This is a genomic window from Pontibacter sp. LHS2 (assembly GCF_058932845.1).
Genome location: NZ_JBZYWG010000001.1, coordinates 175329 through 194894 on the forward strand (window position 1 = coordinate 175329; position 19566 = coordinate 194894).

Genomic DNA, 19566 nt, shown 5'->3' on the forward strand with positions numbered 1-19566 from the left:
GCGATGTGATGCTAAGTCCTATTGCCGTACTGTGACATAAGCAGCCAGTCTGCCGCCAACTCCTTTTTTCCAGTCTGCCAGACTGGCCATCCGCGAATAAAAATTGCCGCCTAGTGCACAGCCGTAGATAAAGATGTACTTCTCGTGATTGCTGTATTCAGGCAGGTACTCTATACCTAAAAAGAAATCCTCGTCCACCACAAGACCATACTGCTCGAGCGGAACCGTGACCCAGCCTTGCGTCAGTGGCAAACGTCTGATAATACTTTTCTCGATCAGACGCTCACCCGGCATACCCGCTTCGTTCTTATACAGGTTGATGCGAAAGGAAGCGGAGTCGCGCTTGATGCTGCGCAGGTATACCGTGGCCGAGAGAATCTCAGAAGCTTTATTGTTCAGGTTGATGTATTTGCCCAACTCAGATATATCATCTGAATGCACCGTTTCCGCTGAACCGTACAAAAAAGGATTGCGCGAAGTAGTCCCAAACTTCTTGATCTTGGGAGCCTTGTTGCTGATGACAACTTCCCGGAGGGCGGTGGTTTTTTCGGAGAGTTCAAAAGTAGTCAGACCACTGGATAGGATGGTTGCAATGGGCAGGGAAAGCTCGTTGTACCCAATGGCCGAAAAGGTAAGCGTGTCGTGCCGGTTTTCTGTCTGGAGCTTGAGTGTAAAGCTGCCATCCGGTCTGCTGGCAGTGCCCAGGTTCTTCTTCTTGATGCCGATGTTCACATAAGGTATAGCCTCCTGCTGCGCAGCGTTTGTGACCGTACCGCTGATCTGAAAACCCTGACCAAATGAGATACTGGCTATGAAGAGGAAAAAGAAAGTAAGGAGGAGGCGGCTTAGTTTGTTCTTGGGCATAGCTGGAATCTTCTGATAGTTTGGGTGAGGCTATACCTGGTATAGGTATAGTTACTATCAAGGAGATTCCATATTTATAACATAGGTTGCAAGGCCAACTTGAATTTTTGCAATTGCCAGGAGAACAGGTATAGCTTTAACTTGAAAGACAGGTTTTTAACTTAAGACTGGCGCGAAAATTAATTCAGTCTTCTTTTTGGCAAGTGCCGGTAGGGTTGTCTCTTCTGTCCATGATATCGATCAGCTTGAAGAGTGTTTTCTGCAAGTGCAGGATCTCCTCTGAGTTGATCGATTCATCACGGAACGAGTCAACAATTTGCTGCGGAATGGTGCTCGCTTTTTGCTTCAGGTTTAGGCCTTTATCAGTAAGTGATATTTCGACCACACGCTCGTCTGCCTCGGATCTTTTTCTGCGCACGATTTCTTTCTCCTCCAGTCGCTTGAGCAGGGGCGTAACCGTGTTGGACTCCAGCAGCAGCCGACTGCTGATTTCATTCACAGTTTGATTTCCGTGCTGCCACAACACCAGCAGCACCAGGTATTGCGGATAGGTAAGGTCAAGCTCCTTCAGGATAGGCGTGTAGAGCTTGGTGGTCAATCGGGATGCGGCGTAGAGTGGAAAACAAATCTGGTTTTCCAGGTATAGCAAGGTTCCGTCTGTGTTCATATCAAAGCAGTTTTTGGATGAAGGTCTCCATTCGTTCCGGTTTCGTGAGCGGAGCGAATCTTTTGACAGGCGTACCGTTCCTGTCGATCACAAATTTGGTGAAGTTCCACTTCACCTGGCTGCCGAAAGAGCCGCCCAGTCTTCCTTTCAGAAACCTGAAAAGTGGATGCGCTCTTTCACCGTTTACGTCAATTTTTGCGAAGATCGGAAAACTCACGCCATAATTGATCTGGCAAAATTCTTCGATCTCTTCAGAAGTGCCGGCCTCCTGGTTTGCAAACTGGTTGCAGGGAAAACCGAGAATGACCAGCCCTCTGTCTTTATACTTGTTATAGAGCGCTTCCAGTCCTTCGTATTGCGGCGTCAGGCCGCATTTGCTGGCTGTGTTTACGACTACCACTGTCTTACCCCGGAATGCCTCCATTTGCACGACCTGCCCCCGGATATCGGTCGCCTCAAACTGGTAGAAATGCTGGGATTTCGCTTCTTTTTTCTCTTTTCTGCCTCTGATCAGATACCCCAGCGCACCTGTTGACCAAAGCGCCCAAAGTATCAGGACAGGCTGAAAGAATAGCCTGATCAATCGCTTCTGGTCTGTGTCGAGTCCGAAAGCGTCGATGCCATTGGTGTATTGTGAGATGTTACCCGGGAAGATAAGGACATAAAACAGCGCCAGAGCCAAACCGACTTTCACTTTATGTTTCGTCAGAAATACCATGGACAAACCCAGCAATATCTCCACTACACCTGATGACAACACAATGAAATCCATGAATGCCGGATCGCTTGGCAACCACCTGGGCACCTGAGCCAAAAACTCCTGTCGCTGAAAAGTAAGGTGGCCTATACCGGCTAATACCATCAGAGAGCCTAATATGATTCTGAAGATGTTTTGTATGGTGGACGTTTTCATGTTTGTATCGCAAAAGATTAAATCGTGTGCGATGCAAATGTAGATATTATATTCAGTTTAAAAAAATTGCTCTGAAATTTGGGTGATGAATAGAGGCTACTGCAAACCGGCGCCGCCCAGCACTTCCAATACCTGTCCTTTTTCTGGTCTGCCAGCCAGCAGCGGCATGGCCTGGCCGATCAGCTCTTTCACGCCGGCCACTTGCAGGGAGTTGTCGTGGTCCTCTTTGCTGTCCCATACCTCCGTTACCCATATACCATCGGGCGTTTCCTGATCCAGGCTCACCAGGTATAAGAGGCAACCCTTGGCTGTGGAAACTAATTGAGCGGCTTCTAAAAGTATCGCAGCAAGCTTGTCGCCGTTTCCAGCTGTTGCCTGTAGTTTTCCGTGCAGACCGTATTTGTTCATGGAAGAAGAAATTTAGAGAGAGGTATAAATTCGTTTCATGCTATACCTGTGGTACCACACCATCGGCTTGCAGGTACAAGATAGAAATTCCCGATGTATTTGCCAGCTGATGGCTGAGTTAAAGCGTTGTCTACAGCATCAGGTGAGGCGAATCAGCTGAATTATACCTGAACTTATGATGGCAAAACGGGAAAAGCTGGTTAATTTGATCGCCGATATCCTTTCTGCCTGATATGAAAAAAACCTTTACTACCCCGATGCGCCAATTGGCGCTATACCTAAGTTTGGTCGGAAGTATCTCTCTGGCTTCCTGCGCTGGCAGTAAGCAGGGGGCAAGCAAACAAACACGCATGATCGAAAAAATACTCGCAGAACAGCCGGAACGGTTCAAAAGCATTCTCGATAATCCGGAATTGTACCGGTTACAGATCCTCTATACCCAGATCGACCGCGATGAACAGAACCAGCCGCACTTCACCTCTTATACCTACCGCGTCAATCCGCAGGAGTATTTTTATCCGGCGAGTACTGTGAAGCTGCTGGGTGCAGTAGCGGCGCTGGAGAAACTCAACGAGCTCAAGATAGAGGGTCTTGATAAGTATACGCCGTTGCAGGTAGACAGCGCCTATACCGGCCAGAGCACGGTGCAGGGCGACAGTACCTCAGCGGACGGGCAGGCGACCATTGCACACTACATCAAAAAGCTGTTCCTGGTGAGTGACAACGATGCCTACAATCGCCTCTACGAGTTTGTGGGACAACAGCGCTTGAATCAGACAATGCACGAAAAAGGCTTTAAGGATGTGCAGCTCGTGCACCGCCTCAGTATCTTTTTGAGTCCCGATGAAAACCGGCATACCAACCCGTTCCGGTTTTACAAAGACGGGCAGGTGATTTACGAACAGCCTTTGGTCAACAACCCAACGCCATTCAACCAGGCCAAGTTTGATGGCATGCTTGGCAATGGTTTCATTCAGGGCGACCAACTGATTGACGGGCCGATGGATTTCACGGCCAAAAACTACATCACGGTAGAAGCCTTGCAAGGTATACTTAAGACCGTGCTATTTCCGGAGGCCGTGCCGGCTGAGCAGCGCTTCAACCTGACCGATGAGGACTATACCTTCCTTTACAAGTACATGAGCATGCTGCCCCGAGAAAGCGACTACCCAAGTTATGACCCCAAAGAGTACCCGGACGGCTACGTGAAATTTCTGATGTATGGCAACTCCAAAGAGCGTATACCTGGCAACATCCGCATTTTCAACAAGATCGGTAACGCCTACGGTTTCCTGATCGACAACGCCTATATCGTGGATTTTGACAAGCAGGTGGAGTTCATGCTCACTGCCGTAATACTGGTAAATGAAGACGGGGTATTCAACGACGGCAAGTACGAATATGAAACCGTAGGCTATCCCTTTATGCAGAACCTTGGCCGCGCTTTCTACGAGCACGAAGTGAAGCGCAAAAAGCAGCACCTGCCCAAGCTCGACAGATTCAAACTCCAGTACTAACGGGCTATACCTGATTTTCAGTGTTAAGCATCGAGACTAATGAGTTTTTGACTAAGGACAGACTGGTAGAGGTTAATCTTTTAAACAAATACAGGTATAGCCATCAACAGCAAACTGACAATGGATTAGCTCTTATGCAAAAAAAACAGCAGCCGATCTGAGTGGTTCGGCTGCTGTTTTTTTGTCCTGTGTCTCAGAATTTAGTTCACCCTAAAATTCCTAAACTCTCAAACTCCTACTGGTCCCACCAAAGTGGTTCAGACAATGCAGGAGAGTCCGGCGTGTTCGGGTTTTTGCTGGCTTCGCCCTGCGGATAAGCTATCCTGCGGATAAAGGTTGTCAGTTCGGCGTTGGCAGGAAGGTCGAAATCAGCATATTGGTAATCGTAGCGTCGGGCATCAGTCCAGGCTTCGGCGTTGAGGTAAGTCACCACATACTTTTCCTTGAAGATCAGGTCCAGCGTCAGGTTAGCGGCGCCTACGCCTACTGCCGGGTTATTCAGGTAGGCATCCCGTTCTCCGGCTGGAATACCTAGCTTATTCATGTGCGCGCGAATACCTTCCAGGTAAGCGGTATAAGCCCGTTGTCTGTCACCAGCTCTGAAGGCGGCCTCAGCCTCTACAAATTTCATCTCGGCATAGGAGGCGATCGTGATTGGAGAGAGGTCTCCGGTTAAGGGAGAGTTGCGGGAGATGTATACCTCATCACGTACGGTATTATTAGCAGGCCCTACGTTGCCTACGCCATTGGGAGTTCCTACAAAGGTCCCGGTTACAGTAGGATCGGTGATGCGTGTCAGGCGCGGGTCAACAACACCATAAGTAGTACCGTTCAGGTGGTTTACGAATTGTTCTGACAGCCAGCCGCCGAGCACCAACTGGGTGTTGTTGAGCGCTATTTGGGCCCATGGGTTGCGTACTTCAAACACTTCCATCTCCGCATCGTCCGCATTAGACTGGTATGAATTCTCTACGGCGTTCAATACGGCTGTAGGGTCGTAGCTTGGGAGCTTGCTTACTTTGTTGAGCATGCGTGCTTTGAAAGCATAAGCTGTACGAATCCACTTGGTTTTGTCTCCACCATGGATCAGGTCATCTGCAGGTCTCAGGGCAATGCGCGAATCAGTCTTATTAAGCTCTGCAACACCTTCGTCGAGCAGGCGCAGCGCTTCAGTATACAGGTCCTGCGATGAATCAAAACCAGGCGTCAGGGTAGAGTTATCGAATGCTTGCGAATAAGGCCCATCGCCCCAGTGATCAATGATCAGGTTGAGGTGGTAGGCCATCATGATATTGGCCACCCCGACATAGTCCGTTGCGCCCTCCGCCATGCCTTTTTGCTTCATGTCGTAAATGTCAGCCATGGCCAGGTAGATGGCGTCCCATGCAGTGGTGAGGTCAGTTACCTGGTAGGTATCCGTGGCATTGCCAGCTACCGGACTGGCTACATACTGCACATAAAAAGCAGTGGTGGCAGCGATTCGCTGGCTGTTCAACCCTGTTTTATGGGTGGTAGTGGAAAGCATGGCATTGAGCGGCGGGTTCGACACCAAGTTTGGGTTCTCATTCAGGTCGAAGTAGTCCTCGCAGCTTTGCAGGCTGAGCGATGCCCCAATAAACATAAAGGCAATCGCAAATCTATATATCTTTCTCATGTTCATTCTTCGTTTTAGAATCCTACGTTCAGCGTAATCAGGTAGCTTCTCACAGCCGGGTAAGTGAAACCGGCAAATCCATTCACGTTGCTACCGCTCGGAGTAGAGCTGTTCTCGGGGTCGAAGCCAGAATAGTCCGTCCAAAGCAACAGGTTATTCCCTGTGAGCGACACAGAACTGTTTCGGATAAAAGTGTTTTCAAAAATACTGCTTGGTAGTGAATAGCTCAGGGTTAAAGAGCGAAGTCGTACCCAAGAGGCATCTTCCACGAAGTTCTCGGACACGCCACGATGGAAGCGGCGGTAGAAACCATCACCATAGTCTACTCCATCCGGTCCCACGCCCTGCCCCAGCCATACTGGCTTGGTGTTAGGCGTTCCATCAGCGAGCACACCTTCAAAAACCCTGGTATCGTTTCGGTCTTCGGTATATTCTGCAATGCCGAATGCAGAGAAGAAGTTACCCATCTGGTTGTACTTCTCGTGTCCCCACTGCGCATCAAACAAACTGGTTAGGCTCAGGCCTTTGTAAGTGAAGGTATTGGTCAGACCTCCGATCCAGTCAGGCATTGAGTTGCCCAGGATTTTTTGGCTGGTGAGTGGTGCCCGTACCGGGAAACCATTTTCACCGATCACAATTGGCCGGTCTTCGTCTATGAATAACGGATCCGGCTCCTCACCCGGGCCGTAGTAGCGCTGCCAATGCGAGCCATAGATGTTGCCGAATGGCTGGCCAGGTATCAGTTTCATAGTTACTGTGGAGCCCACATAGCCGAACTGTGAGGCGTACGGTATCTCTTCCAATCCTTCCCGTATGCTCAGAATTTTGTTTCGGTTAGCAGAGAAGATCAAACGTGTATCCCAGGTAAAGTTTTGTGACTTAACAGGCACTGCATTCAGGACAATCTCTACGCCTTTGTTGCGCATTTCGCCTGAGTTCACCGCTGCCCGCACATAGCCTGTCGAGGCTGCCACGTTAATTGGAATGATCTGGTCCTTACTCAGCGAGTAGTAGTAAGTGAAGTCAAAACCCAGGCGATCGTCAAGGAAGGACATTTCCAGACCGGCCTCATAGGTGTTTGTAAACTCAGGACGCAGATTGATATCACCTAGCAGTGCTGCACGCGTAAAGCCTGTAAAACCCGTCGGGAAATCTGAGTAAGGAGAAAAACCGAAGGAAGTAGCGTAACGGGGAGCGTCCTTAGCCGTCTGTGCATAGGAAAAGCGCAACTTACTCTGGTTAATGAAAGAAGGCAGTTCGAAGTGCTCTGAGAAAAGATAACTCAAACTAGCGGATGGATAAAAGAAAGAGTTATTGGCTTCTCTGAGAGTGGACGTAATATCATTTCGGCCGGTTAGGGTCAGAAACAGGAAATCATTGTAATCAATGGTGGCTTCTCCGAAAAAGCCCATGAGGCGGTATTCTGACTGTTCCTGCCGGGAAGTAAGCAAGCGGGCATTGCGCAGATCAAAGTAGTCGAACACTGTAAGTTCGTCGCCTTCCACACCAAAGCTCTTAACGGCTTCATCGTACAGTTCGTGCCCTAATCTAAACGTGGCGTTGAATTTATCTCCTATACCTGTGTTGGCGGTCGCCACAAAGGTGGAGTTGATACTTCTGAACTTAGTGGTGTACTCATACACGAAGCCCTGGCCGTTGTCCTCATACACGCGCTCATCAGCCAAACCGCGAGGGCCGGGTGCTGTGCGGGTTCTGTCGTCGTTATAAGTATCCAGTCCGATACGGTAGCTCAGGTCCAGCCATTTCAAAGGTGCGTATCCGAAGTGCACGTTTCCAATGAATCTGTTCACATCATCTTCCATTCGGTTAGTAGCCGCCCCGTAAATCGGGTTGTTGTTGCCATATGAGTTCATAGTACCGTCCTCCTTTCGGAAATCGGTCACATCCCATCGGGGAGACCAGTAGCTCAGGCTTTCGTTGAAGCGATCGGCGTTGTAGCGCTGCCCTCCGGATTTCGAGTAATTGAAGTTGGCCCCTGTTCTGAATTTTTCACTCAGCTTAACATCTGTGTTTAAGCGGGCAGAGAAATTCTCGAAGTCGGTAAATGGCAGTACACCCTCGTGTTTAAGATGTGATAAAGAAGAGAGGAAGGTGATGGTCTCGTTGCCGCCAGAAAAGGAAAGGGAATTTCTGAATTGATGACCGGTTTCGTAAGCGTCTTTAAAGTGGTTATACAGCTTGTCGGGATGTGTTGGGTCCAGTTGCCGGGCTTCCTGGACCGTGGGGCCCCATGACGGCCAGAAACTGTTTTGGTCATATACGCCCCGATAACCCTGGGTGTACGTATCCTGCACATCAGGGAATTTATTAACCTCTTCCAGACCTGCCGTACTGGTAAAGTTTACACTGAGCGCTCCTGACTGCCCTCTTTTGGTCGTGATTACTACTACGCCGTTAGCGCCCCGAAGTCCGTAAAGCGCTGTGGCCGCACCGCCCCGAAGTACATTTATACTGGCAATATCGTCCGGGTTAATGTCAGCCAGTCGGTTACTCATGCCTCTCAACTCGGCGCTTTGTCCGAAGGTAGAAGTAGAGTTGTCCATCAGCACACCGTCAATCACAAACAGTGGTTGGTTGTTGCGGGTCACATCAATGGAATTTATACCCCGGATTTGAATATTGGTGCCTTGTCCAGGGGCGCCGCCGGTGCTCGAAATTGTAGCTCCTGCCACCTTGCCCTGCAAGGCATTCAGCACATTGGGCTGGCGGTGCTGTGTTAGCTCCGCCGATTCAACAGATTGCGCCGCATAACCCAGCGCCTTTTTCTCACGCGTGATACCGAGTGCCGTTACCATTACTTCGCCGAGTTGCTGTGCGTCGGTGTTCAGTGTAACGTCGATTGTGGACTGGCTGCTGACTGTGATTTCCCTCGTTTGATAGCCCAGAAAGCGAAACACGAGGGTTGCGTTGTTGTCGGGCACCTGGATCTGATAGCTGCCATCGGTGTCGGTTGCTACACCGGTGGTGGTTCCTTTCACGGCTACACTGACGCCTGGCATGCCTTGGCCCGTATCGGCGGCGGTTACACGGCCACTGACTTGCCGCTGCTGTGCCCAGGCTCCTGTGGAGCCTAGCGCGAATAGCATTAATAAAATGAGTGTAAAGGTGTTCTTCATAGTGTTCTCATTTATTGCATCCTAAAATTTATTTAAAGCTTATTTCTGATCAAGTGTATTGGTTTACCAGGTAATCATATATCTGAAATTAGCGAAAGCTCGACTTGGTGATTTCGTATACCTGATGTTGTAAATGGATATCTACATCTAATCTTCATTCTGAGAATTAGTATAGTTGGATTACGCTATGTAATTTAAATATAAAAAATTTGTCTTTTATACGTTGAATACGCAAGAATAGGAGGTGAATACGAGGAAAATATGCTGCTAGATGCGAGATTTAAATTAAACCCGATAGAATTTGGCAGCATGGGAGCTCATTCTTAACACTAAATATCAGCTGTTATACCTATCCATACCTGGAATGTGCCCTATGGAAAGGTATAATAAGACAGGGCTGTCTTTTGTGTAGGTTTTACGTATAGAGGGGCATGGAAATCATTATTATAGCATCGGTACTCATCCTATATGCCGTTGGTTATTTTGTGTACTACATGTATGGCAAGGACAGGAAGAAAAAGGGCAGAAAGAAGTTTTACGATCACTTCTGGCCATAAAGCAAAACAGGCCGCCCCGTTTTGTGGAGCGGCCTGTTTTGCCGTATGCTTCTAAAAGTTTTTAGCTTATGCGTGTGCTCTTTTCTGTAGCGAAGCAACCTGCTCGTTGAGTTCTGCTACGAGGTTCATTTCAGTCTGAAGTTCACGCTTGATCTTGATCTCGCGCTCACGGGCATTCTTCTTGAACTCAGCAAACTCACGATCCATAGCATCAAACTCCTTCTTTTTCTGATCTGTTACCTTTTTGCTGCTCTTGAACTGTGTGTACACCACACCCAAGGCAATCAATAACAAGGCAATAATAGCCGTATTGATGATCACGTATACCTGCTTGTGAATCGGGATGCCCAGCACGTGCAGATTATTCACGGCGTCTTCACTCTGCTGTACAGCTGCTTCTTTTTGAGCGTTATCCAGCTTTAGCGCCTCAATCTCCTTTTCCTGCTCTGTGATGCGGGCTTGCGCCGTTTCCAGATCCTGACGGGTGGCACTCAGGTCTTTCACCTGCTTCTGCTCTACTTCTTTGATCGTGGTCTGCACACTTTGCCAGAACGAGTTAAGCAGGCCTACATTCACCACCTTATACTCTCGGTTACCTTCCATGTAGGAGTTGGACTTGCTCTTGAGATCATTAAACTGCCCGGTCAAAGCGGCGGCTGACTTGTTCTCATCTTTAGCCGTTCCCTGTGCCTGCACTGCTTGTGCCGCTGTGGTCAGCACGATCAATAAGGATAGAAAGAATGCTTTCATGTTGTTTTTAATATTGGTAAAAGTTGAATTGCGGTAAATATAAAAATAATATTTTTTTGAGAAAGTGGGACGGGTGATTTTGTGTTCTAAATCCAAAAACCTTTTTACACTAACTTCAAAAGTTTATCTTTTATTGCTAAAACTGACTCAAAAAGATCAGCTGCGTCGCATTGCCAATTCAGCAGACGCTCTGCCTTTACATTCCCGCTTAACACCTGCTGTTCAGGTAAAGTTCTGATTATTAGCGGTAAATAATCGTTTGGGCCGCTACCACACTACCGCCAGAGTGAACACCAGCACGATGGCCGGAAAGATATAGTGCTGGTAAACGCGTGCCAGAAGGCTTTCAGTGTTATATTTCTTGCGCTTTACAAATTGCAAAATAGAAGTGCCGATCAGGGAAGTGATCATCACATAAGTAAAGATAAAGATTTTGTCTGATACAGTAGCGTACTCCATCTCAGGTTTGTAAGCCGAGAAGTAGAGCGCAATAGATGCGAGCAGCGACGTTACCTGTATAGCTTCCAGTGTTTCGAAGCGGTGCAGTGGAATGAATACAGAGAAATATGTAATGGTCAGGATAACCAGGAGTGGGGTAAAAACCTTGAGAAAGAAATCAATACGCGCCCTGGCGAGCACGAAGGTATAGTTGAACTTATAGAACGGAATCGTATGACGAGAGGCCTCAAAGGTGTTCACGGAACTGATAATGTCGTGATCGAAGCCAACATAATGGCTATTGTAGTTCCAGCCTTTTACCTCAAATACTGTATCGCGGGAGGCAGGGTGGGAGGGCTGTACCAGAAAAGGCCTCAGAGCGCTGGCCGGCTGAAATGAAATGGGAAAACGCTGTGTGTCAAAAGGGTATTGGCGCAGGTCAGGCTCAAATACGAACTTGCCGGAAATTTTGTACAGGTAATTATACAGGGGTGTTGCTCCCTCCAGTTGGCGCTGTCGCACCAGCTTGATGTCCAGCAGGTAATTATGGCTGATTTCACTGCGGGCGGCATTCGTAAAATCGAGTTGATCTACCATGAAACGCCCCGCCGATGTCACCTCCAGGTAAAAAGTAGCATAAAAGCTCCCATCCGTATCGCTTACCCGGTTAATCTGCACCAGGTCCATGTGGGTATAGAGCACTGGCACACTGCGCAGGGTATCATCCAGGTGCATGTACTGCCGCGGGGCCAGTATATGCTGCGACGTGTTAGGCGGTTTCCAGGCAAGCATTACATCTCCGGCAATGGCTCTTTCAGGGGTGAAGTACCAGTCGTTGAACCAGCCTCTGTAAATGCGGCCTGCCCCGATATATTGTTGCATGCCCTGGTTGATACGTTCCCTGATGGGCAGATCGGCACTGTCTGCCTTACCTGATGAGCGTGCCGCCTCCGCCAGTATACCGATACTGTCCGCAAGGCGAGCACCGAAACTCAGCTGCAGCTCCAGTGTTTGCCCATACCTGATCTCCTTCTTAAAGGCCGGTACTTGCTCTTGTAGCCGCAGGTTGAAAGTGCCCGGTATACCTACCACGTTTAAGTCGTATAATTCGCCGGCTTCCTGTCCGTCAGCCTGTGAAGCTACAAAGCCCAGGTCGCCCAGGGCTGTATAGATGGGCATGGTCAGGCCAGCTTTCCGGAGCTCACGGACCAGGTACGAGGTAATGCCACTCTCAAAAGAGAGCACCAGAAAATCAGCAGCATTTGAACGCAGTACCTGGCTTAGGGAGTCAATATCGGCAGGGGTATAGCGGTGGTCTCCCGCAATCCACTTTTCATGGACAAGCTGCATACCTGGGTTTCTGTCCGCTGTTTCCTGCATTTCTCTGAATATAGCAATCGAGTAAAGGTCCTCTGCCTTGCCTACAAAAGCCGGGCGGCGGTAAGCTGCAAGCAGTTCACTGAAAACTGTGGCAAGGTCTACGATGCTGCGCTCAGCTGTGTACATGGTGGGGTAATCAGTGAAGAGCGGGGTAAGTGCATAGCCACCGACAAAAGGTATACGGGCAGGGCCCACCAACTCCGATATGGCTTTGGAACGGGTAGAACTCCAGCAGCCCACATAGCCGATCAGGCGCTTATCATGCATGGTTTCCTGTACTATTTCACGGGCTTTTTCAGAGCTGCCTTTGTCATCGAGGTACTTTACGCGCAATTCCCTTCCCTGCACCCCTCCCTGTCTGTTTATCTGCTCCAGTTTTTTGCTGATGATCAGCTTGACAACATCCGTATCACCGGGCGTAAGTTCGATCGTGTTGAGAATTACCCCGATCGTATAGTGACCTTGCAGCCGGTTAAAGCTTGTGAAATGTCGGAAGATGATATACAGGGCTAACAAGACTCCTGCCAGCAGCACGACTGTTTGTTTGGGGGATAGGACCTTTGTGCGCATGCACAGCAATAAGAGAACCGATACAGGTATAGCAGCAGGTATGGCATGGCCTAAGCCATTATCCGGAGTGTATGCTTTTATACGTAGTTCGGCGGCAGAATGCTAAAGGGGATGCTCTGCTGCAGGCCTTCTGGGTTGCCAGGGAAAACGGCCTTCCAGTTCTACCTGCAGGGAGAGGCTTAGAAAGGTCCTGATCAGTACGATCAGGCCGAGTGTGACCACCCGATCCATGGAGGGCTCCGTGACTACGGTCGCGATGATATCGGCGGCCACCAGTATCTCAAGACCCAGTAGAATGGCTTTGCCGAGCTCGTGCCGCAACACCTTGTAGGATCTGCGGGAGTTGTGCCGTAGCGGAAAAATGAAACGGAAAAGCGCAATGGCTGCCCCGCTCGCAATGATCAGGACGCCAATCGCTTCAATGATACGGGCAACGTATTCAATGTACAGCCTCGATTCGTGCATGTAGGGGGAGAGTCGTTTAAATTACTTTTTGTCTTTTTCAGGGTACCAGCTGCGCAGACGGACCTCAATGTTTTGGTCACCTTCGTTTACTTTACGCTTAAAGGCTTCTACATCACTCAGGCCATCCTGCCCCCGGTAGTGGTATGGGTATACGATGGTTGGCTTGAACTCGAGCACTGCAGAGGCGGCCTGGTCAATGTCCATGGTATAAGGCAGATTCATGCAAACGAAGGCGACATCGATGTTACGAAGGGCGCGCATCTCAGGTATGTCTTCGGTATCGCCTGACAGGTATACGGTCTTGTCTGCGAACTCCAGCACGTAGCCATTGCCGCGGCCTTTGGTGTGGCGGGAGTCCTCACTTTCGGGTAGATTGTACATGGGCATCGCTGCAATGGCAATGCCCAGTTGCTCAGTGTGCTGTCCGTTGCCAATCACTACGGCCTTTTTCTTCAAGTTTTCGGGTAGTTTGTCAGCCACTGCCTGCGGTACCACAAAGGTTGCCTTGTCTGTGTTGATGGCCTCCAGGGTTTTCATATCGAGGTGGTCCCCGTGTATGTCCGTGATCAGGATCAGGTCAGGGGCTGCTATACCTTTGAATACCTCGGCACCTCCATACGGATCGACGTAGATCGTTTTCCCGTCCCATGTCATAGCTAAGGTGCCATGCAGCACTGGCTGAATGGTCAGCGGACCTTTCTTAGTATCAATACGGTCGGCTTTGCTTGCTTGCTGGGCTTGTGCGGTTAGCGTCAATAGCAGGCCTGCCAGCATGAACATGGCTTTCAATTTCATAGGATTAAATTTTAAGTACTCAGATGATTTCAACGTGTCGGATTGCTAACAGGTTAAATGGTTTTTGGTTCTAACACCTTTTTAGTTCGTCTTCTCCAGTTTCTTCAGCTCTTGCCTGATATAAGTTTCAGGTAAATAGGTATGGCCGATCACGATACCTGCTATGCGTTGGGTTTGAGAAATATCGTTGAGCGGATTGCCGTGAAGCAGTAACAGGTCTGCTGCTGCGCCCACTTTCAGCACGCCTATATCATCACGATCGAAGTATTTGCCGACGTTGACTGTTCCGGTCCGGAGGGCTTCGTAAGGACTGAGCCCAGCCGCCACCAGGTATTCGAGCTCCTGGTGTGTGGAGATGCCCGGCACATTGAATACCTGCGGCGCATCGCAGCCCAGTAACAGCCCTACCTTGTTGTCGTTACAGGCTTTGATCAGTTTTCGGCGGAGGTCCACATAGCGGTTGATGGCCTCGGCATTGTAGCGCGGGTCTGCCATCAGCTTTTGTTTAGTAGCTACCCAGTTCTTCACCGTTTTAGGACTCATGTACTTCATCTCGGGCTTGTTGCCCAGGGTTTCAGGTGACTCTGCCGGAGACATCCAGCGCTCAGCGAGGGCCTGCGTGGGCACTACCCAAATGTTGTTTTCGCACAGGGCAGTCATTAGTTTAGGTATACGCGTCGTATCCGCTTGATCTGCGATGTACATGGCAAAGAGTCCGGCCTCCTGTTCAGGTATAGCCTCCAGTCCGGGGACCAGACTTTCAACAAAACCATCCATGTGGTCGATAGAAGCATAGCCTGCCTCAATGGCACGCCAAACCCCAACGTCATAGGATACGTGACCAGCAAAGGGCATTTTCTCCTGATTGGCTGTGCTGGCAATGGCAGTAAAGGTTTCATTGTTGAGACCCGGGTGAAGCTTGAGAAAATCATAGCCCGCCTGCTTTTGCTGCCTGACCATTTCGACGCCAGCCTCGGGCGTTTTGACACTGTTGCCATTCAGCGAAGGGCCTGAGGTGTAGAACCGTGGACCAACCAATTCACCGGATTGTAGTTTGCTGCGCAACTCCAAATGACGGGGGTGCCCCAGCATACCCCGTATGGTGGTGATGCCGTGAAGCGTGAACAATTGCAACACCTCTTTCATCGGCTCCAGGTCGTCGACAGGAGGGACGTGAGCATGCATCTCTGCCAGTCCAGGCATCAGGTATTTTCCTTTACCATCCACGATCAGCGCATTTTTGCTGTGTTTTACTTTCCCGGCACTACCGATGGCTATTATCTTTCCGTCTTTTACCACAACCGTCTGGTTCCCGATCACCTGCTTACTGTCCATCGGAATAAGACTCACGGAGCGGAACACGATTTCCCGTTCACGCGAATTAACAGGCTGCTGAGCTACGGCAGGATAAAGGCTAATCATCAGCAGGAGGATGACAAAGAACACTTTCATAGGATGGGATGATGATAGATAGTTATAAATAAAATAGGTTGAATTCTATTGTATGTAAGCTTAAACGTAATTCATTTGATAAGGTCGATTAGAGCCGACGTGGTATCCTGTAAAGCATAAAAGCCACCCGTTCAGGTAGCTTTTATGCTTTAGTCAGTCTTTGAACGTGCTATACCGTAAAGTAAGCCTCCAGCGCCTGCAAAGTGTTTTCAGTTGTTTGCATATCCTGCACGATCTGGCCCTTCTCCAGTATAACGATGCGTTTGCATACCTCAGTCACGTGGTTCAGGTCATGACTGGAGATCAGCATCGTCATACGGTGCTGCTCGTGCAAGAACCGAAGCAGGTTCTTCAGTCTGATCTGAGAGCTAGGGTCCAGGTTGGCAAACGGCTCGTCAAGGATCAGGATTTCCGGGTGGGACAGGGCCGCGGCTGCTACACCTATTTTCTTCTGGTTGCCCTTGGAGAAGTCACGGATGTACTTGCGCTGCTGTAGTATTTCGCCATTAAACAACTCCAGAAAGGGCTGCAGCCTTTCCTGAATATCGCCAGTCGATAAGCCATGCAGGTCGCCAATAAATTTAAAATACTCTTCGGGCGTCAGGTAATCTATCAGGAAGCCTTCGTCCAGATGTGAGCCGGTATAATATTTCCAGGCATCGGTGTGTGCCACAGGTATCCCTTTCGAGGTAACTACCCCATCTGTGGGGCGCACCAGGTCCAGAAGCATCCGGAACAGGGTGGTTTTGCCCGCGCCGTTGTTACCTACTAAGCCCATTGTTTCGCCGGGAGCTATGCTCAACGCAGGTATGTTCACGACAGTGGTGTTACTGTATGACTTTACGAGGTCTCTTACTTCAATCATAAAAATTTCTTTTCAGGTATAGCTGATGTGTTTTATCAATAGTAGTTAAACAGACTAGTGCTGTCTGAAGCCAGCGGCCAGGTTATACTTCCTGTCTTCAAGGCGATTGGCCATCATGCGGAGCAGCTGGCGGTGAAAAACAAGACCTACGGCACCAGTCAGGGCAATGGTGAAAATTCCCCACTGCGGAATATCCATAAAAGAGAAAGGCAGGAAGATGGCGATCGGTGCCAGTACCATGGGCAGCATCATGACAAACCTGGAGGCTCCCACACCTTGCCAGTTAAAGGCAGAGCCACTGCTCAGATCAAGCCTGTCTTTGTTAAGCGCCGCAAAGTAGAGGACCACGATGCTATTCACACCAATATTAAAGAGGCAGCTGGCCAGGTTGATCAGGAGCACTTTGGTGCCAAACAATGCATAAGGCAACGTGAGAACGGTAACCAGTAGCACCGAAGGCACAAACATGAGGTACTTGGCTCTCACGTACTGGTAGGTGGTGATGGGCCTGGTCAGCAGGGCATCGTAGTGCGCACTCTGCCAGGCCGGCACAAACTGACCATAGTTGAACATAGGGGAACCTGTCACAAATATGCCTACAAAGATGAGCATGCCCCATCCTTCCAGATAAACGTCGTTCGTGTAGAAAATAAGTCCATAAAACAGCAGAAACGTCGAGATCATGACCATGGACTTCGGTCGTTTGTGACGCCAGATCAGTTTTAATTCCAGTGCGATCAGCTTACCAGTGTCACCAAACTTGCTTAAGAAAGCCATGTCGTTGTCGCTCACGGTGGCCTCTTTCTTGATGAAGATCTCTTCCGGATACATATGCTGCATCAGGAACCGGTAATTGAGCAGGTATACACCGGTCAATCCCAACAGAGGAAGAGCGATCAGCCAGGGCTGCTGTAGCAAAGCGCCAAAGGCCGCCACAGAAACCTGGCGCAAAGAAAGCACCTGCAAGTAATCGAGCAGCATAAGCCCACCTACCAATAAGGCAAGCAGTAAGGTGAGCTTTGGGTTAGAAGTAAGCTGCCGCTTAAAGTAGATGAGAATGAAGTTGTTGATGAACGTGAGCAACATGAGGGAGGCCAGCCACACCAGCGCTATACCTGTGCCATGTTCCGGCACCACGGCACGCATCATGAAAGGCACGAATACCAGCAGCATCAATAGGTTAAACACACTCGGTATAGAGCGTAGCAGCACAAAGTGCACCAGTTTGTTTCGCTTCATAGGTAGGTGCAGGTAAGGCTGTATGGCCAGTACCGGCAGATCTTGCAGCATAAAACGCGAAACCAGGTCTATCAGAAAGTAAAAGAGCAGAAAGCTGTTAAATGACACCACGGGGCTCTGATCCGGATAAAGCTCGGCCAGTATCTTGTGGCCAAAAAAACCCATCGCTATAAATATGAGGGCAAAATACACAATGAAAAAGCCGAGTATGATATTAACAACGAGGCTTTTCTGATACGCCGGTGACCGACGGGTTTGCTTTACTTGCAGGTTGAAGAGAGCTCCAAACATAAGGGTATAAGATATATGGCTTTCTAAATATTATAATAAATAAGCTAAAAGCCAATATCATTATGCCCAAGCAGACAAAAAATTATTCGGTTGCTATAATGCTCACATTGATTTCGTCAATGGCGTTTTCCTCTTCCGGGTCATAGATTATCTTATCAATAATAATACTGTTTCCAGGTTCGGTGCTTATGAGGATGTCGATAAACTCACCTACTCCGAAACTGCCTAAGGCAGCACCGTTCATCCGGGCATAAATGATGGCATCCGGAGAGAAGTATTTTCGGATCGCTGTGCGCCAACGATCACGTACAGGAAGGGGTATGTCTTCATTTAGCAAGCCATTTAAGTAACCTTCCAAACTGGTTGGCTGCGGATAAGCAGGCTGAGCTGGTCTTGAAGGTGCAGGTTTCGAGGCAGGAGGTGTCTGTCGGGCTGGTGGGGTAGGCCTGGATTCCTGGCGGGTCTTCGCAGGGGCTGGGGTATCGGGCTTGGCCACTTGCTGAGCGCGATCAGCCAGAGAAGTATCCCGGATTACCGGCTGGGCAGGTACGTCGGTAGTTGCTGCAGTATCGGCAGCTAACTCCTCGTTTGGGGCTTGCCACACAAAGAAGTAGTAGGCGGCTCCCAGGGCACCAGCCAGCAACAAAAATAGCAGCAATGGCCATAGGCGGGATCTTTTCTTGTACACGATGGACTCCGCCGTAACATTGCCAAAGGTCCCGTATGATTTCCAGTTTCCGTATTCCAGGTAATAGTTTGCTTCATCAACAAGGACCTGTGCAGATGGTCTCTTCTCAGGGTCAGGATGCAGGCAGGCACGCACCAGATTGCTCAACATGCGGGAATAGGGAGCTGAAATAATCGGAATCTCTGCCCCTTGGCTCAGACTCAGTCCTCCATTGCCGAGCCATGGGGTTTCGCCCGTACATAGTTCGTATAAACTCACTCCGAGTGCAAATACATCACTGGCGCCCGAATGGACAGGGTGGGGACCAAACAACTCAGGAGCGGCATAAGCGGTACCTTGTGCCAGTGGAGTACCGGTAGCGCGGTGTAGGAGTGTGCGGAGTTGGCTACTCAGTGCTGGAACTGCCAGTAAGTAGTTACCCTTCGCATCCAGAATGATATTGTCCGGGTTGATCTGACGATGCGATACGGAGGGCCGCTGCGTGTGCAGGTATGCCAGGGCGCTTCCTACCTGAGCGATCAACCGGGCGATCTCTCTTTCTGAAAGTGGAATAGCCTGTGCCACGGTCTGCTCTGACTGAAGTGGCGCTACTTCATAAGGTATACCCTGGTGTACACCAAAATGAGACGGCGTCAGCAGGTGCGGGTGCCGCAGTAAAGTGCGCTGCTCCTGTTCCTGTTGCAACAGCTCCAGACTGTGATGATCGAGTCGTATCTGAGGCGCATACAGTCTCAAAGTTACCGGGGCCCCTTCTGCCGTCCAGTCTTCTGCTTTCCAGACTTCTTCAACCCTTCCTGAGCTAAGCTGCTCCTTCAATAAATAATGTGCTGCAAAAATGCCGTTTGTTTCCGGTATACTCATAAAACCCCTGTATTCACATGGGGTAATACGGGAATAAGGCAAAGAAGTGTTAAAA

16 protein-coding genes and 1 pseudogene are annotated in these 19566 nt (G+C 49.5%); 2 read left to right on the forward strand and 15 right to left on the reverse strand.

Annotated features, from left to right (window positions below):
* Positions 1–18: 18 nt before the first annotated feature.
* The 5 genes and pseudogenes from AC5FX6_RS00725 to AC5FX6_RS00745 form a co-directional block, all read right to left on the reverse strand.
* Positions 19–864 carry a carboxypeptidase-like regulatory domain-containing protein gene (locus AC5FX6_RS00725; protein ID WP_493595112.1) on the reverse strand — a complete coding sequence of 282 codons (846 nt, stop codon included), beginning with the start codon at positions 862–864 and terminating at the stop codon, positions 19–21.
* 184 nt (positions 865–1048) lie between these two features.
* Positions 1049–1531, reverse strand: a complete 483-nt coding sequence (locus tag AC5FX6_RS00730) for a MarR family winged helix-turn-helix transcriptional regulator (protein ID WP_493595113.1) — start codon at positions 1529–1531, stop codon at positions 1049–1051.
* 1 nt (position 1532) lies between these two features.
* On the reverse strand, positions 1533–2054 hold the full coding sequence (locus tag AC5FX6_RS00735) for a glutathione peroxidase (RefSeq protein WP_493596631.1): 522 nt from the start codon (positions 2052–2054) through the stop codon (positions 1533–1535).
* Positions 2037–2444, reverse strand: a pseudogene (locus AC5FX6_RS00740) (DoxX family protein); the annotation flags it as partial. The pseudogene AC5FX6_RS00740 and the gene AC5FX6_RS00735, both read right to left, overlap by 18 nt.
* A gap of 96 nt (positions 2445–2540) precedes the next feature.
* Positions 2541–2852: a putative quinol monooxygenase gene (locus AC5FX6_RS00745; RefSeq protein WP_493595114.1), complete on the reverse strand. Its 312-nt coding sequence runs from the start codon at positions 2850–2852 to the stop codon at positions 2541–2543.
* A gap of 233 nt (positions 2853–3085) precedes the next feature.
* Here AC5FX6_RS00745 and AC5FX6_RS00750 point away from each other — a divergent pair, with 233 nt between their 5' ends.
* Positions 3086–4369 carry a serine hydrolase gene (locus tag AC5FX6_RS00750; RefSeq protein ID WP_493595115.1) on the forward strand — a complete coding sequence of 428 codons (1284 nt, stop codon included), beginning with the start codon at positions 3086–3088 and terminating at the stop codon, positions 4367–4369.
* A 235-nt stretch (positions 4370–4604) separates the two neighbouring features.
* On the opposite strand, the gene AC5FX6_RS00755 is transcribed toward AC5FX6_RS00750, so the two are convergent.
* Together AC5FX6_RS00755 and AC5FX6_RS00760 are read right to left on the reverse strand one after the other, a co-directional pair.
* Positions 4605–6023 (reverse strand): SusD/RagB family nutrient-binding outer membrane lipoprotein, encoded by a 1419-nt coding sequence (locus tag AC5FX6_RS00755; protein WP_493595116.1) that lies wholly within the window; start codon positions 6021–6023, stop codon positions 4605–4607.
* A 14-nt stretch (positions 6024–6037) separates the two neighbouring features.
* Positions 6038–9130, reverse strand: coding sequence for a SusC/RagA family TonB-linked outer membrane protein (locus tag AC5FX6_RS00760; protein WP_493595117.1), 3093 nt, complete (start codon positions 9128–9130; stop codon positions 6038–6040).
* A 461-nt stretch (positions 9131–9591) separates the two neighbouring features.
* Between AC5FX6_RS00760 and AC5FX6_RS00765 the strand changes: the two genes are divergently transcribed.
* The gene (locus AC5FX6_RS00765) at positions 9592–9717 is read left to right on the forward strand and encodes a hypothetical protein (RefSeq protein ID WP_493595118.1); all 126 of its coding nucleotides are present in this window, start codon (positions 9592–9594) and stop codon (positions 9715–9717) included.
* 66 nt (positions 9718–9783) lie between these two features.
* On the opposite strand, the gene AC5FX6_RS00770 is transcribed toward AC5FX6_RS00765, so the two are convergent.
* From AC5FX6_RS00770 to AC5FX6_RS00805, 8 genes are all read right to left on the reverse strand, one after another.
* Entirely contained in the window at positions 9784–10467 is a 684-nt protein-coding gene (locus tag AC5FX6_RS00770; RefSeq protein ID WP_493595119.1) for a hypothetical protein, read from the reverse strand.
* Between the two features lie 267 nt (positions 10468–10734).
* Positions 10735–12855: an ABC transporter substrate-binding protein gene (locus AC5FX6_RS00775; protein WP_493595120.1), complete on the reverse strand. Its 2121-nt coding sequence runs from the start codon at positions 12853–12855 to the stop codon at positions 10735–10737.
* 102 nt (positions 12856–12957) lie between these two features.
* Positions 12958–13320 carry a DUF1622 domain-containing protein gene (locus AC5FX6_RS00780; protein ID WP_493595121.1) on the reverse strand — a complete coding sequence of 121 codons (363 nt, stop codon included), beginning with the start codon at positions 13318–13320 and terminating at the stop codon, positions 12958–12960.
* Positions 13321–13341: 21 nt separating this feature from the next.
* Positions 13342–14115, reverse strand: coding sequence for an MBL fold metallo-hydrolase (locus AC5FX6_RS00785; protein ID WP_493595122.1), 774 nt, complete (start codon positions 14113–14115; stop codon positions 13342–13344).
* 81 nt (positions 14116–14196) lie between these two features.
* Positions 14197–15567, reverse strand: coding sequence for an amidohydrolase family protein (locus AC5FX6_RS00790; RefSeq protein ID WP_493595123.1), 1371 nt, complete (start codon positions 15565–15567; stop codon positions 14197–14199).
* 169 nt (positions 15568–15736) lie between these two features.
* A complete protein-coding gene (locus AC5FX6_RS00795; protein ID WP_493595124.1) occupies positions 15737–16432 on the reverse strand; it encodes an ABC transporter ATP-binding protein in 696 nt (231 codons plus the stop codon).
* A gap of 54 nt (positions 16433–16486) precedes the next feature.
* The gene (locus AC5FX6_RS00800) at positions 16487–17962 is read right to left on the reverse strand and encodes a DUF5687 family protein (protein WP_493595125.1); all 1476 of its coding nucleotides are present in this window, start codon (positions 17960–17962) and stop codon (positions 16487–16489) included.
* An 82-nt stretch (positions 17963–18044) separates the two neighbouring features.
* Positions 18045–19511: a serine/threonine protein kinase gene (locus tag AC5FX6_RS00805; protein ID WP_493595126.1), complete on the reverse strand. Its 1467-nt coding sequence runs from the start codon at positions 19509–19511 to the stop codon at positions 18045–18047.
* Positions 19512–19566: the final 55 nt, after the last annotated feature.

Coding starts and splice junctions, on each gene's coding strand:
- AC5FX6_RS00775 (WP_493595120.1), bottom strand. CDS start 12,855: ATGCGCACAAAGGTCCTATCCCCCAAACAAACAGTCGTGCTGCTGGCA.
- AC5FX6_RS00755 (WP_493595116.1), bottom strand. CDS start 6,023: ATGAGAAAGATATATAGATTTGCGATTGCCTTTATGTTTATTGGGGCA.
- AC5FX6_RS00790 (WP_493595123.1), bottom strand. CDS start 15,567: ATGAAAGTGTTCTTTGTCATCCTCCTGCTGATGATTAGCCTTTATCCT.
- AC5FX6_RS00750 (WP_493595115.1), top strand. CDS start 3,086: ATGAAAAAAACCTTTACTACCCCGATGCGCCAATTGGCGCTATACCTA.
- AC5FX6_RS00725 (WP_493595112.1), bottom strand. CDS start 864: ATGCCCAAGAACAAACTAAGCCGCCTCCTCCTTACTTTCTTTTTCCTC.
- AC5FX6_RS00760 (WP_493595117.1), bottom strand. CDS start 9,130: ATGCTATTCGCGCTAGGCTCCACAGGAGCCTGGGCACAGCAGCGGCAA.
- AC5FX6_RS00780 (WP_493595121.1), bottom strand. CDS start 13,320: ATGCACGAATCGAGGCTGTACATTGAATACGTTGCCCGTATCATTGAA.
- AC5FX6_RS00770 (WP_493595119.1), bottom strand. CDS start 10,467: ATGAAAGCATTCTTTCTATCCTTATTGATCGTGCTGACCACAGCGGCA.
- AC5FX6_RS00795 (WP_493595124.1), bottom strand. CDS start 16,432: ATGATTGAAGTAAGAGACCTCGTAAAGTCATACAGTAACACCACTGTC.
- AC5FX6_RS00745 (WP_493595114.1), bottom strand. CDS start 2,852: ATGAACAAATACGGTCTGCACGGAAAACTACAGGCAACAGCTGGAAAC.
- AC5FX6_RS00805 (WP_493595126.1), bottom strand. CDS start 19,511: ATGAGTATACCGGAAACAAACGGCATTTTTGCAGCACATTATTTATTG.
- AC5FX6_RS00730 (WP_493595113.1), bottom strand. CDS start 1,531: ATGAACACAGACGGAACCTTGCTATACCTGGAAAACCAGATTTGTTTT.
- AC5FX6_RS00785 (WP_493595122.1), bottom strand. CDS start 14,115: ATGAAATTGAAAGCCATGTTCATGCTGGCAGGCCTGCTATTGACGCTA.
- AC5FX6_RS00765 (WP_493595118.1), top strand. CDS start 9,592: ATGGAAATCATTATTATAGCATCGGTACTCATCCTATATGCCGTTGGT.
- AC5FX6_RS00800 (WP_493595125.1), bottom strand. CDS start 17,962: ATGTTTGGAGCTCTCTTCAACCTGCAAGTAAAGCAAACCCGTCGGTCA.